Raw genomic sequence first — 12,925 nt, 5'->3', positions numbered from 1 at the left:
TCGTCACCGGCGCAGCGCAAGGCATCGGGCGCGCCTATGCACTTGCCCTGGCCAGCGCCGGCGCCAAGGTATCCGTATCGGACGTGGTAGAACCCGCCGAAACCGTGTCGCTCATCCGCGAGGCCGGCGGCGAAGCGCTGGGCCTCGTTGCCGACATCACAAACCAGGCATCCGTGGACGCGATGATGGCCAAGACTGTCGAGGCATTCGGCCGGCTGGATGTGCTGGTCAATAACGCCGCACTGTTCGGCAAGCTGCGCATGCAGCCCTTCACCGAGATCACGAACGACGAATGGGACCTGGTGATGACCGTCAACGTGCGCGGGACGTGGCAGACGATCAAGGCGGCCCTGCCCGCGATGCGCAAGTCCGGCGGCGGCAGCATCATCAACATTTCTTCCGCGACCACCTTCAAGGGTTCGCCCCTGCTGGCCCATTACGTCGCCTCGAAGGGAGCCATCGTGGGACTGACCCGCGCGCTGGCGCGCGAGCTGGGACCCGAGAATATTCGCATCAACGCGATTGCCCCCGGCCTTGTCATGAGCAGCAATGTGCAGGAACACGCGGACTGGAAAGAGGCCAAGGGCGCGATCGTCGCAACGCGCGCGATCAAGCGCGAATCGGTGCCGGAGGACATGACCGGCGTCATGCTCTTCCTGGCGTCCGACGACAGCGCATTCATGACCGGCCAGACCATTGTGGTCGACGGCGGCGTGGTAATGCACTAAACGGTTATCCATCCGGCAAGACGGCGAAGGGCAAGGCCGCTTCGCCGCCCGCAGCAATCGCTACATGGGAGAGGCATCATGGACAGCATCGACCTGGAAGTCCTCAAGGCCTGCAGCCGCTGGCTCAGGGAAGGAAAGCGCTGCCAGCTGGTGACTGTCGTCAGGACTTGGGGCTCGAGCCCGCGCCCAGAAGGCGCCACATTGGCCCTCTGCGAAACCGGCCACGTCGCGGGGTCGGTGTCCGGCGGTTGCATCGAAGACGATCTCATCGCGCGCGTACGCCGGGAAGGCATTACGCTGGAGCGTCCGGAGATCGTCAAATACGGCATCAAGAGCGAGGAAGCGCGGCGCTTCGGCCTTCCCTGCGGCGGCACAATTCAGCTGGCACTGGAACCGCTCGGTGCCCACAGCCGGATCGACGAGCTGCTCGACCGTGTTTCCGCACGGGAACTCGTCGTGCGCACCCTCGACCTGCGCAGCGGACAAGTCACCCTGTCTGCCGGGCGGCCCGGCATGTCTCTGCATCTCGACGACGATCGCCTCGTCACCATCCACGGCCCGCAATGGCGCCTGCTCATCATCGGCGCCGGCCAGCTCTCGCGTTTCCTTGCCCAGATCGCACTTGGGCTGGAGTACCAGGTCACGGTATGCGATCCGCGCGAGGAATACCGCGAAAGCTGGGATGTGCCTGGGGTCAATGTGGTGCATGCCATGCCGGACGACATCGTCACCGACATGCGCCTCGACGGCCGGTCAGCGGTCGTCGCCCTCACCCACGACCCGAAACTCGATGACCTGGCGCTGATGGAGGCCCTCGGGTCGGACGCCTTTTATGTCGGCGCCATCGGCTCGCGCTCCAATGACGCGAAGCGCCGCGCGCGCCTGAAGGAACATTTCGACATGACCGACAGCCAGCTTGACCGGCTGCACGGTCCGATCGGCATCTACATCGGCAGCAAGACACCGGCGGAGATTGCGATTTCCATCCTTGCCGAACTCACCGCCGCCCGCAACGGCGTCGACATACCCGACATCATCCGGGTCGGTGCGGCCAAGGAGCTGCGCCAGCCACGCCTGGCGAAAGCCGCCTGATAGTCGGCGGCAGCCGCTGTGCGGCTGGACAATTGGGATATGAAAATTAACGCGTCTAGATGAATTTGCGGGGTGGGTAGAGCGCAGAGAAACCCACCGAAATGACGCGCCTCGAGTACACGGTGGGTTTCTCTGCGCTCTACCCACCGTACGATTCCCTAACCATTAAGAATGACCTGCTAGCTTGCTGCCGCAAAAGCCTTGATATCGAATTCGGGCGCATCCAGTTGCCCGGGCGTCAATCCGGTTCCCTTGGCAAGTATCTTTCTCGCGGCCATATGGTCCGACGGCCGGTTGACCGATTCGACACCGAGGAAGGCGTCTCCTTCGAACGAAAACACCGAAAAGCTTCCGGCCGCGGGATCGCCCTTGACCACCGTGCGTGTGCGCCTGGCGGTAAGGCCGGCAATCTGCAGTTTTGCGTCGTACTGGTCGCTCCAGAACCAGGGAACGGCGACATAAGGAGCGGCCTTACCCTGGAGCCGGGCGGCAATGCAGCGCGCCTGGTCGACTGCGTTCTGCACCGATTCGAGGCGCACGGTGTCCTTGTCAAAGCGTGTCGGGAACTGGACGCAGTCGCCGACCGCGGAAATGTCCGGGTCGCTGGTGACGAGGAACTCGTTGACCAGGATGCCGTTGCGGACAGCCAGCCCCGCGCGCTCTGCCAGTTCGGTGTTCGGCAGGACGCCGATGCCGGCCAGTACGAGATCCGCGGGCAGCTGCCTGCCGTCCGCCAGTTCGACCGCCGCCACCTTCTCTCCCAAAGCATCGGGAACAAAGCGGGTCACGCAGGCATTCAAGGTCAGTTCCACCCCGTGTGCGCGATGCAGGCCTTCGTAAAAGGCAGAAACGGGCTCGCTGACGGCGCGCGCCATCGGCCGCGGAGCCGCTTCCACGACATGCACCGCGATGCCGGCCTTGCGCGCGACAGCCGCGAACTCAAGCCCGATGAATCCGGCCCCGATGACCACGATATTCCGCAAGGACGGCAGGGATTCTCGCAATGCCCTCGCCTCATCCAGGGTGCGCAGGTAACGCACGCCCTGCAACGTTGCCCCCGGAACGGTGAGCGCGCGGTTGGTGACACCTAGGGCAAGCACCAGGTGGTCATATCCGAACGATCCGTCCCGTTCGGTGGCAATGGTGCGATTGCCGCGGTTGATCGCGGTCACCCGGCGGCCGAGTAAAAGTTCGATTCTCTGGTCAAGGAAGATATTCGCCGCGCGTAGGGCAATCCCGGACTCGTCGACCTGCCCTGAAAGGAAGGCCTTGGAGAGCGGCGGGCGCTGGTATGGCAAGGCTTCCTCCGCTCCCAGGAGGACGATGCGTCCGTCGAAGCCCTCCTGGCGCAGCGAAAGCGCGGTTTGCGCGCCGGCCTGCCCGGCGCCGGCAATGACGATCGTGCGGCTCATACCTGGCGGGAAGGCAGGTGAAGCACAAGTCCTTCCATCTCGGGCGACGCAATCAACTGGCAGCTCAGGCGGCTGTTGGGCTTGCGCTCGTCCGCCACCGAGTCGAGCATTTCCAGCTCCACCGCGTTCGGCGCCGGCACCCGGGCTTGATCCGCGGGGTCGAGGTAGACATGGCAGGTGGCGCACATGGCGGAACCGCCGCATTCTCCGACAATGCCGGAAATACCGTGCGTCATCGCACCTTGCATCAGGCTGGTTCCGATCGGGACATCGACGACGCGTTGCGCGCCGTCACTGCTGCGATAAGTAATTTGGACCATTTCTGTTTCCTTTCCTAGCTTTCAGGTATGTACGCGTACCGGCAGTGTTTCGAAACCGCGCAGGATGTTGTGCGGACGGCGGATGGCGCCATCCGTGATCTCGAACGACTTCACGCGCGCCGCGAGCGCCTTGATCACGAGTTCGGCTTCCATGCGGGCCATCATCTGGCCGACGCAACCGTGGATACCCGCGCCAAACCCGACGTGGCCGGGATTGGGCCGGGTGATGTCGAAGCGGTCCGGATCGGGGAATTGCTGCGGATCGCGGTTTGCCGCTCCAAGTGAGAGCAGGACCTTCTGGTCCGCATCGAGCTCGACGTCGCCAATCTGCGTCTTACGCGTAGTCGTGCGGAACAGGGCCTGGAACGGCGACTCGAACCGCATCACCTCCTCGAATGCCGGGCGGGCGAGGTTCGGGTCGTTGCGCAGCAGTTCCCATTGTTGCGGGTTGTTGGCAAAGCAATAAATCGCGTTACCGATGGCATTGGCTGTCGTATCGATACCCGCGGAAAGGAAGGACCGCACGATCATGGCCGCTTCATGTTCGTTCACCGTGCCGGCATCGGCCGCTTCGAAGATCTTCATCCCCAGGCCGGCCGGATCCAGGGCCTTGCGCTGGCAAGATTCCCATACCCATTCCGCAACCGGCTGCACGCGGGACATCGCGCGCGCGACGCGCTCATTCTGCGGTCCCATGGCATTGAACACCATGTCGGCGTAGAGCAGCAGGCGTTCGCGGCCGTCCGGCACGATGCCCACCGCGTCACCGAAGACTTTCAGCGGAAAGGCTTCCGCCAGCTCGCGGACGGCGTCGAAGCTGCCGCGCGAGACGAGTTCGTCCACCAGGCGATTGGCCTCGACTTCGAATTTCTCGCGGAGCGAACGCAATGCGGCCGGCGACAGGGCGCGGCTGATAATGGCGCGGTTGCGCGTGTGCTGCGGGGGATCGGTTTCCAGCAGCAGGCTGGGCGGCCGCCACGGCTTTTCCTTCTTGAAGTTGGCAAGGCCGACGCCGGCGCCGGAACAGTAGGTTTCCGGATCTTCCAGCACCTGGCGGACCTGGGCAAAGCGAGAGACGACCCATGTGCCTATGGAAGACATCCATGCGACCGGCCCGGCTTCGCGCAACTGCCTGTGGAAAGGATAAGGATTGAGAACGTAGTCGTCCGAGAAGGGATCGATATCGATCACCGGGACGTTGGGGGAGTGAAGTGCTTGCGTCATGGTAGTTACCCCTGTTTGCAATATTGCGTTAAGCCAACATCTGCCTCGAACGGCACCGTTCCATTCCCGAAGGAATGGTAGCGCTAGACAGCAATGGCTGCATATAAACGCTCCTGGTCCGCCTCGACACGACTCACGCCGGATTCGACGACGCGCCCGCGCTCGATGACGTAGAACCGGTCCGATGCCGCGAGGGCGGCGTGCAGGTTCTGCTCGACAAGGAGGATCGTGGTGCCGGCCGCGCGCAATTCGGCGATCAGCTTGAATATTTCATCGACGATCATCGGGGCGAGCCCCTCAGTCGGCTCGTCGATCAGGAGCAGGCGCGGCCGGCAGACGATGGCGCGCGCCATGGCCAGCATCTGCTGCTCGCCGCCGGAAAGCGATGTGCCGATCTGCTTCCGCCGTTCCTGCAATCGAGGAAAGCGCGTGTAAATGCGGTCCAGCGAGGCCCGTTCCTCGGCAGACGACATGCCTGCTCCCTGCAGCAGGGCAAGGCTGATGTTTTCTTCCACAGTCAGCCCGGGAAAAATCCGGCGGTCTTCCGGAACGAAGCCGATGCCGCGCCGGCACACCTTCTCGGGCGGCAGATGACCGATCTCTTCCTTGTCGACGCTGACGCCTCCCTCGCTGGGCTTGACCCAGCCGGCAATCGTCTTGAGCAGCGTCGTCTTGCCTGCGCCGTTGCGCCCGAAGATGCCGACGACTTCGCCGGCGGCCGCTTCCAGCGCGATGCCATGCAGGATATGGCTGGGGCCGTAATGGGTGTGCAGGTTGTCTACTTTCAGCATGATCAGTGATTCCCGAAATAGGCCGCCTGGACGGCCGGGTTGTCACGAACTTCGCGCGGCGCCCCGTCTGCCAGTTTGCGCCCCTGGTGCATCACCACGACATGGTCGGACAAGTCCATGACCAGGCCGATGTCATGCTCCACCAACATCACCGTCACGTCTCGCGCCAGGCTGCGCACCAGCTCGGCGGTGTCCTGGGTGTCGTGATGGCTCATGCCCTGCGTGGGTTCATCCATCATCAGCACCTGCGGTTCGCACGCCAGGCACATTGCGATTTCCAGCCGGCGCTGCTCGCCATGCGACAGGTTGCCGGCCAGCTCCCTCACCTTCTCGCCCAGGCCGAACCGGTAGATGATTTCATCGACCTTGGCCAGCGCGCGGCGGCTACGGCCTACCGGAAGCACCATGTGGCGGCGCGATTCCAGCGCCTGCGCTGCCAGCCGCAGGTTTTCCCCTACGGTCAACCCGAAAAACAGGTTGGTGATCTGGAAGGAGCGTGCGATTCCGGCACGCTGGCGCCGCTGCGGCGGCATGGCCGTCACGTCGAGCGCGCCCAACCGGACGCTGCCTGAATCGGGCAACAGCGCGCCACTGATCAGGTTGAACAGGGTCGACTTGCCGGCGCCGTTCGGACCGATGACCGTGGTGATGCGCCGCGGGGCGACATCGAAACTGACGTCATCGACTGCTACCAGGCCGCCAAAGGCGCGCGTGAGGTTTCGAATCTGGAGGGTATTGGCACTCATGTCAGGTCACTCCTTGCTGCGCGGATAGGGGCTACCGAGGCAACCGGCGCCGCCGGAAGCGATGGCCGGCTGCCACTCCTTTCCAGCCACGCCATGAGGCGCGGACGAATACAGCCGATCATGCCTTGCGGCACGAACAGCACAAGCGCGATGAACAGGGCGCCGATGATGATGAGATGGTGCTCGGTGTAGGTGCTGATAAAGGACTTGAGCAGGACGAGTATCGTCGCACCGTAGAGTGCGCCGGCGAGCGTGCCAACACCACCGAGAATGACCATGATCACCGCATTCCCTGAGGTGGTGAAGAACATCAATTCAGGCGAAACGAAGCCGCGCAGCATCGGGTAAAGCGCACCGGAGATGCCCGCGATCGCACCGGCAACCATGTAGGCCGCCATCCTGGCATGCCAGACCGAGTAGCCGAGGAAAGGCACCCGCCTCTCGTTGGCGCGCAGCGCGACGAACAGGCGGCCCAGGGGTGTATTCAGCAGCCAGGAGCAGAATCCGTACAGCCCGAATATGACAAGGGCGACCACCAGGAAGAGCACTGCAGGATTCGACATGGGAATATCCCAGCCGATCAAGGACAGCTTTGGCACGGGAATGCCGATCATGCCGTCCGACGAGCCCAGGGCCTTGGTGTTGTAGACCGCCTTGGCGGCGACCTGCGCCAGCGCGAAGGTAAGCAGGACGAAGTACACGCCGCGCACCCGGTTGGCGACCAGGCCGCCGACGAAGGATGCCGCCAGCGAGGCGAGGAAGGCCGCGCCCAGTGCCATCCAGAAGGATCCGGTCGCGATCAGCGTGAGCGCTGACACATAGGCGCCCACGCCGAAATACATTGCCTGGCCCAGCGACAGCAGGCCGGTGTAGCCGAGCAGGAGTTCCACCGAGAGGGCAAGGCCGGCAAAGATAAGCGCTTCCGTGCCCAGGCGCAGGTAGAACGTGTCGCCGGCTGCGGCGCCCCACCCCATGAAGACGATGGACGCAATGGCGAGCACACCGGTCAGCAGGTGGCTGGCCTGCATCGAAAGCCTGAAATGGTCACGCATGGCCGATCCTCCCGAACAATCCCTGCGGCCGGAGCATGAGGAATACCACCATGACGGCGAATACCAGGGTTTCCGCCCATACCGGCGGGATGACAAGGCTCGCGAGCGAGCCGACCAGGGCAAGCAGGATGCCCGCGAAAACAGCGCCCGCGATCGACCCCATGCCGCCGATGATGACCACGCTGAATGCCATCAGGATGAAGTCGCGGCCCATCGTCGGAAACACGGAGTAGATCGGCGCCAGCAGCACGCCGGCGATCGCCGCGAGGCCGGCGCCGAGGGCGAAGGTCGCTGAGTAGACGACACTGACGGGGACGCCGAGCGAGGCCGCCATCTTGCTGTCGAAGGCCGCGGCGCGGACCATGGACCCGAAGCGGGTCCGGTACACGATCCATGCCACGACCAGGATGAGGACGATGCCCAGCACGCAGAGAAAGATCCGGTAATTTGGCATGACGATGCCGAACAGGCTCGATGCACCGGGCAGCGGATTTTCCGGGCGATGGGAATTCGGACCGAATGCAAGCTTCAGGACGTCCTCCATCACCAGCGACAAGCCGAAAGTGACGAGCAGCGTGCTTACGTGCCGGTCGCCGCCCGAGTACACCGGCCGGATCAGCGTGCGTTCCACCAGCACTGCCAGCGGAATCATCAGGACGGGCGCCATGACGAGGATCACCCAGAAATTGACGCCGGCGCCGGCCAGTGCGATGACCGAGAATGCACCGAATGCATAGAACTCGCCGTGGCCGAGATTGAGCACATCGAGCAGGCCGAAGATGATTGTCAGCCCGAGCGCAACGAGGACCAGCGCGATGCCGAAGGTGAGGCCGTTCAGCAGCTGGGGCGCAAGGACAAAGTTGAGATAGTCGAAGACGTTCATGATTGTTGCAGGCTGTAAGTGCACCGCGTGGCGCGGTGCGTTGGCTTAGAAGCGTGAGCAGGCATCGGGACCGATGGCATCAGGCCCGTTCACCTTGCCGATCACGTCAAACTGTCCTGCCTTGACCGCCACCAGGAAGACATCCTGCATGGCCTGGTGATCGCCGGCACGGATTGTCTTCGTACCCTGTGGCGTCTGCCAGGCGAGCCCGCGGAATGCGGCACGCAGTTTGTCGGTGTCGGTGGAGCGGGCCTTTTCCGCAGCCGCCTTGTACGCGTAGATCATCCCGTAGGCGTCGGCTGCAAAGGTATCCGGATCGGCCTTGTACGCGGCTCGGTAGGCTTCAACGAATTTCTTGTTTTCCGGGGTTTCGATCTTGGGCGAGTATCCGCTGCCGCTGACAAAGCCATCCCCCGACTTCCCGACCGCCGCAATATTCTGCGATGTGATCACGCCAGCCGAGCCGACCAGCGTCAGGCCTTGCAGCAGTCCGAAGTCGGCCATCTGCGAGAACAGGCGAATGGTGTCGTTGCCGACCACGGAGGTGTAGATGACGTCGGGACGCGCCGCGCGCACGAGGCCGAAGTACTGGGTGTAGTCCTTGGAGTCGAGCGGCGCAAAGAATTCGCCGACTGATGTGAGGCCCTTCTTCTCGATCACACTCTTGAACGCGGCGACCGTGGAGCGGCCCATTTCATAGTCGGGGCCGATGTAGAAAACGCGTGCCTTGGGCTTGGTGCGGGCGAGCCATTCGGCGAGGGCGACCGACTGCTGTTCCGCGCGGATGTTGACGCGGAACACATTGGGAGAGCACTTGTCCGCGGTGATGGAATCAGCGTACGACACGGTGGTCGACACCAGCTTGTTGTTGCGCTCGCCGACCTGGCCGACCGCCAGCGTCGAACCTGAGTTCACGGTGCCGGTGATGAAGTCGACCTTTTGCAGCTGGACCAACTTCTCCGCCTTCTGCACGGCCACGGAAGGATTGCCTTCCTCGTCCTCGACGAGGAGCTCGATCGGACGGCCGAGAATTCCGCCGGCCGCGTTGACTTCCTTGACGGCGAGCTCAAGGCCCCAGCGGATCGGTTGTCCCACGCCGGCAAGCGTACCCGACAGGGAGGTCACGACGCCGATCTTGATCGGGGGATTGCTTGCCGAGAAAGCTGCGGAGGCGGAGATGGCGAGAACGGCGGCGGTGGCAAGGCTTGCTGCCCTGGCTTTTTTCATGATGTCTCCTGGTGGTGTTCGTAAGTTGACTGGAACCGCTGGCACACGTTGCGGCGGCGCGGTCATCACTTGCATCGATCGGATCCGGTGCGCCTGGCGAGGTGCGCATACCCGTCGTTGTGCGATTGAATTCTAGAAAACAGGCTGGTGCGCAACAATCGATAATTAGTCACGCTGTGCGAGAAAAGCTCACGTGAAACATGCACCCGTGCGTCTCGCGGCACGTGTGTACCAGCTGCTGCAGATGAAGAAAAATTGAACAGAACGGTAAGGCAAACGCGGCGTGAAGTGTGCTCACGCCGCGCGAGGGAAACTGACGCCGATTCAGCGCACCAGCACCATTGAATGCGGGCCGCGCTGAACCTTGACGCGATACGGCGTCATTACCAGTTCCACGCGGTGCGCGTCGAGGCTGTCCCGCGCGATGCGCCAGAAGTCGACGCTTCCTCCGGCGTCGGAATCATCGAAGTGATCGAAGGTCACAACGGCGAGATAGTTGCCGGACGCGTCGAAGGCCAATGCCTCGGGCAGGATGCCGTCATAGGCATAGTCGGCAACCCGTTGCAGCTGGCCTGTATCCTGGTCCAGGCGGAAAAGGCTGACCGACGAGTACCAGGTGATGCGCGGATCGTCATAGGGCAGGAAACTGCGTTCCAGGTTCGCGGTGGCCACTAGCTTGCCGTCCGGGCTGATGGCGAGTCCCTCCGGACTCACCCCGGTCACGGCACGCGATACCAGGGCATGACGCGTCGATCCGTCAGCCCCCTTTCCGGCATGGAGCCGGACGCTCACGACTGAACCTCGCGGTGCCTCATTCCAGGTTCCCTGGATATCCGGCCCCCAATACAGGGCGTTGACCAGCACATGCCGGCCGTCCGGAGTGAATCGCGCCATGTAGGGCGCACGCTCGACCTGGACCTTGTTGCCGAGGGCTTCCAGTGTGCGCGCGCCGGGACTGCCGCCGACAGTGACGAAACTGAGTTCGCCGCGTGTCTCGTTCACCAGCGCAAGCAGGTTGGACGATGGGTGGAACTCCGCATGTATCAGCCGCTCGCCCAGTGCCCATCCGGGGACCTGTGGCGTCTGCACGGGTCCCAACCGGCCATCCCGGAACTCGTACAGAGCCAGGGGCGTTTTTCCACCCGCTCCCTGGGGATTCAAGGCCACGGCGATCATATTCCCAGCGGCGTTGACGCTGACCGAATCCGGCCGTTCAAGCCCGGTCACGCGCTGCACCACACGGGGACGCTGCAGGTCGGACACATCGACAACCGCTATCTGGTTGCCGTGCTTGAGGTCCCCAAAATGATGCCGTTCGTTGTTGTCGGGACGCTGGCCGAAGGTTTCTACGACAATGGCAAAGCGGCCGTCGGGCGTCGTCGCCACCGCTACCGGCGGGCCGGCGACCGAATTGCTGACCGGCACGGAGAATGCCTTCAGCTCTCTCGGGGGGGCGCCGAGCGGAATGACCGAAAGAGCATCCGTCCCTTCGCGCGGACCAAGCTCGCCATTGACATAGGCCGACGCCAGCATGTCGGCATCAGAGACAAGAACGAGGGCACGCCCCTTGAAGTCCAACGGTGCGGTACGGTTTGTTGGATCCGCCTGCGCCGTCGCGGCACACAGCAGGGCTGCGGCCACCGATCCGATAATCATCCTGATGCATCTGAAAAGTATCATCGATAGTGCCTTCCTTTAGATATGGAAAACGCTGGACGGGAGACGGCCGGCGTTGACCAGTAGGGGCGGCAATATCGGCCGGCGATGGGAGGCCGTCGCAGTGATTCCGGGTGACGCAACGGAACGTCCGTTGCTGGAGGTCGATTTTAGGAAGGTGCAAAGCACGCCTCAATCGAGGCTTTTTCACACCACCCGGAGAAAACCTCACGCAGGACCGGAGCCTGATCATGGCTTTTTTAGTCACGCCCTTGACTTCCTGACACGCAATTCTTATTATCTGATTGTCTGACAATAAAGCCTTGTCGTGCTCTATGACGAGCAAGGATTGATTCCAATTTGCTTTGGCCGCGATTGCCGGTGCGCGATTCTTCTCGAGTTTGACGAACTCGGCGGGAGGCCTTGAATTGATGGAGCCTGTGATGGACGCTGGAATGCATGAATTTCTTGCCCAGGACCGAGTTATCTGGGGCAAGCCCGCGACCGAGGCGGTGCTGGAAGAAGTCGGCCGGCGCGAAGCGCGGCGTGTCTTCATCGTGACCGGCAGGACCCTCAACCGCCAGACAGATGTCGTCTCGCGCATACGAAATGCACTGGGCACGCGCTACGCCGGAACTTTTGACGAATGCGTGGAACATACGCCGCGCGCGACGGTATTCGCTGCAGCCCGCGCCATCAACGACGCAAGTGCGGATCTTATTGTCACCGTTGGCGGCGGCACAGCGATCGATACGGTGAAAGTCGTCCTGATTGTCCTCGCGCATGGATTGACTTCACCTGACGAACTCGACGCCTATCGCGTCCGGCCGCTTGGCAACGGCGACACCCATTTCCCCCCGGTCAAGGCGCCGCCGTTGCGGCAGATCGTAGTCTCAACCACCCTGTCGGGCGCCGAGTTCTCCAATTATGGCGGGTGCGTGGATCCGGTTCGCGGCGTCAAGGATGGCTATGCAGGACGTGAAATCGGTGCAGCAAGCGTCATCCTCGATCCGGAAATCACCCTCCACACGCCGGAGCGGCTCTGGCTCTCCACCGGCATTCGGGCCGTCGACCACGCAGTCGAATCGATCTGCTCAAGGCAGCCCTCGGCGCTGGTCGACGCAACCGCACTGCATGCGCTCTCCCTGTTCAACCGCTCCCTGCAGAGGACCCGGGAGCAGCCGTCCGATCTTGCAGCACGCCTGGACTGCATGCAGGCGGCCTGGCTGGCCAGCTTCGGCATCCTTCGGGTTCCATTTGGTGCAAGCCACGGTATCGGGCACAGCCTGGGCGCAGTAACCGGCATGGGCCACGGTTATACCTCCTGCATCATGCTGCCCCACGTCATGCGCTTCAACCTCGGTGTCACCGGCGCGGCGCAGGAACGCATCGCTGCGGCACTCGGACGCCAAGACGGAGACGCCGCAGCAGGCGTTGCCGCACTGATCGAGTCGCTTGCTTTGCCGCAACGCCTGCGCGACGTGGGCGTGGAACGCTCCCAGTTTGAAGCCATAGCGCTAGGGGCCTTGAACAACATTTGGGTTCGTTCAAATCCGAGGCCTATCACTTCTGCCGGTGAAATCGTCACGTTGCTCGAGGGAGCATGGTAGTTCCCGGTGAAGCCTGCGCCTCCCGGATCATGCGGGAAGGTGGCCATGTGTCGCATCCCCCTGACAATCCTTCAACGGAATTCACAGCATCGCCTTAAGCAGACGGGCCATTTCGGACGGGTTCTTGGTGACCTTGATGCCGCAGGATTCCATGATTTCCAGCTTGGCTTGCGCAGTGTCCGCA

General features: G+C 62.9%; 12 protein-coding genes and 1 pseudogene. 3 read left to right on the top strand and 10 right to left on the bottom strand.

The window, feature by feature from the left end; genetic code table 11:
- Together AYR66_RS24185 and AYR66_RS24180 are read left to right on the top strand one after the other, a co-directional pair.
- The coding region (locus AYR66_RS24185) for an SDR family NAD(P)-dependent oxidoreductase (RefSeq protein WP_088710247.1) at window positions 1-728 on the top strand (728 nt) is incomplete at its 5' end.
- Between the two features lie 78 nt (window positions 729-806).
- On the top strand, window positions 807-1,820 hold the full coding sequence (locus tag AYR66_RS24180; protein ID WP_088710125.1) for an XdhC family protein: 1,014 nt from the start codon (window positions 807-809) through the stop codon (window positions 1,818-1,820).
- A 179-nt stretch (window positions 1,821-1,999) separates the two neighbouring features.
- Here the strand turns inward: AYR66_RS24180 and AYR66_RS24175 are convergent, their stop codons facing one another.
- The 9 genes from AYR66_RS24175 to AYR66_RS24135 form a co-directional block, all read right to left on the bottom strand.
- Window positions 2,000-3,232, bottom strand: coding sequence for an NAD(P)/FAD-dependent oxidoreductase (locus AYR66_RS24175; protein WP_088710124.1), 1,233 nt, complete (start codon window positions 3,230-3,232; stop codon window positions 2,000-2,002).
- A complete protein-coding gene (locus tag AYR66_RS24170) occupies window positions 3,229-3,552 on the bottom strand; it encodes a 2Fe-2S iron-sulfur cluster-binding protein (RefSeq protein WP_088710123.1) in 324 nt (107 codons plus the stop codon). The genes AYR66_RS24175 and AYR66_RS24170 overlap by 4 nt, the downstream gene beginning before the upstream one ends.
- 21 nt (window positions 3,553-3,573) lie before the next feature.
- Window positions 3,574-4,776 carry a cytochrome P450 gene (locus AYR66_RS24165; RefSeq protein WP_088710122.1) on the bottom strand — a complete coding sequence of 401 codons (1,203 nt, stop codon included), beginning with the start codon at window positions 4,774-4,776 and terminating at the stop codon, window positions 3,574-3,576.
- 83 nt (window positions 4,777-4,859) lie between these two features.
- Window positions 4,860-5,567 (bottom strand): ABC transporter ATP-binding protein, encoded by a 708-nt coding sequence (locus AYR66_RS24160; RefSeq protein ID WP_088710121.1) that lies wholly within the window; start codon window positions 5,565-5,567, stop codon window positions 4,860-4,862.
- Window positions 5,568-5,569: 2 nt separating this feature from the next.
- Window positions 5,570-6,313 carry an ABC transporter ATP-binding protein gene (locus AYR66_RS24155; RefSeq protein ID WP_088710120.1) on the bottom strand — a complete coding sequence of 248 codons (744 nt, stop codon included), beginning with the start codon at window positions 6,311-6,313 and terminating at the stop codon, window positions 5,570-5,572.
- Window positions 6,310-7,365 (bottom strand): branched-chain amino acid ABC transporter permease, encoded by a 1,056-nt coding sequence (locus tag AYR66_RS24150; RefSeq protein ID WP_088710119.1) that lies wholly within the window; start codon window positions 7,363-7,365, stop codon window positions 6,310-6,312. The genes AYR66_RS24155 and AYR66_RS24150 overlap by 4 nt, the downstream gene beginning before the upstream one ends.
- A complete protein-coding gene (locus AYR66_RS24145) occupies window positions 7,358-8,248 on the bottom strand; it encodes a branched-chain amino acid ABC transporter permease (RefSeq protein ID WP_088710118.1) in 891 nt (296 codons plus the stop codon). Before AYR66_RS24145 ends, AYR66_RS24150 begins: the two co-directional genes overlap by 8 nt.
- A gap of 45 nt (window positions 8,249-8,293) precedes the next feature.
- On the bottom strand, window positions 8,294-9,475 hold the full coding sequence (locus AYR66_RS24140; protein ID WP_088710117.1) for an ABC transporter substrate-binding protein: 1,182 nt from the start codon (window positions 9,473-9,475) through the stop codon (window positions 8,294-8,296).
- Between the two features lie 324 nt (window positions 9,476-9,799).
- The gene (locus AYR66_RS24135) at window positions 9,800-11,131 is read right to left on the bottom strand and encodes a beta-propeller fold lactonase family protein (protein WP_141104306.1); all 1,332 of its coding nucleotides are present in this window, start codon (window positions 11,129-11,131) and stop codon (window positions 9,800-9,802) included.
- 443 nt (window positions 11,132-11,574) lie between these two features.
- Here AYR66_RS24135 and AYR66_RS24130 point away from each other — a divergent pair, with 443 nt between their 5' ends.
- Window positions 11,575-12,741 carry an iron-containing alcohol dehydrogenase gene (locus AYR66_RS24130; protein ID WP_088710116.1) on the top strand — a complete coding sequence of 389 codons (1,167 nt, stop codon included), beginning with the start codon at window positions 11,575-11,577 and terminating at the stop codon, window positions 12,739-12,741.
- 81 nt (window positions 12,742-12,822) lie between these two features.
- On the opposite strand, the pseudogene AYR66_RS28555 reads toward AYR66_RS24130, so the two are convergent.
- Window positions 12,823-12,925: pseudogene (locus AYR66_RS28555) on the bottom strand (succinate--CoA ligase subunit alpha); the annotation flags it as partial.

The sequence above is a fragment of the Noviherbaspirillum denitrificans genome, assembly GCF_002211445.1.
In the GTDB taxonomy this organism is placed as follows: Bacteria; Pseudomonadota; Gammaproteobacteria; order Burkholderiales; family Burkholderiaceae_D; genus Noviherbaspirillum; species Noviherbaspirillum denitrificans.
The sequence above is the reverse complement of the archived record's forward strand: the minus strand, read 5'-3'. Positions and strand labels throughout refer to the sequence as shown.

Coding starts and splice junctions, on each gene's coding strand:
- AYR66_RS24155 (WP_088710120.1), bottom strand. CDS start 6,313: ATGAGTGCCAATACCCTCCAGATTCGAAACCTCACGCGCGCCTTTGGC.
- AYR66_RS24130 (WP_088710116.1), top strand. CDS start 11,575: ATGGACGCTGGAATGCATGAATTTCTTGCCCAGGACCGAGTTATCTGG.
- AYR66_RS24180 (WP_088710125.1), top strand. CDS start 807: ATGGACAGCATCGACCTGGAAGTCCTCAAGGCCTGCAGCCGCTGGCTC.
- AYR66_RS24165 (WP_088710122.1), bottom strand. CDS start 4,776: ATGACGCAAGCACTTCACTCCCCCAACGTCCCGGTGATCGATATCGAT.
- AYR66_RS24145 (WP_088710118.1), bottom strand. CDS start 8,248: ATGAACGTCTTCGACTATCTCAACTTTGTCCTTGCGCCCCAGCTGCTG.
- AYR66_RS24175 (WP_088710124.1), bottom strand. CDS start 3,232: ATGAGCCGCACGATCGTCATTGCCGGCGCCGGGCAGGCCGGCGCGCAA.
- AYR66_RS24150 (WP_088710119.1), bottom strand. CDS start 7,365: ATGCGTGACCATTTCAGGCTTTCGATGCAGGCCAGCCACCTGCTGACC.
- AYR66_RS24170 (WP_088710123.1), bottom strand. CDS start 3,552: ATGGTCCAAATTACTTATCGCAGCAGTGACGGCGCGCAACGCGTCGTC.
- AYR66_RS24140 (WP_088710117.1), bottom strand. CDS start 9,475: ATGAAAAAAGCCAGGGCAGCAAGCCTTGCCACCGCCGCCGTTCTCGCC.
- AYR66_RS24160 (WP_088710121.1), bottom strand. CDS start 5,567: ATGCTGAAAGTAGACAACCTGCACACCCATTACGGCCCCAGCCATATC.
- AYR66_RS24135 (WP_141104306.1), bottom strand. CDS start 11,131: ATGATTATCGGATCGGTGGCCGCAGCCCTGCTGTGTGCCGCGACGGCG.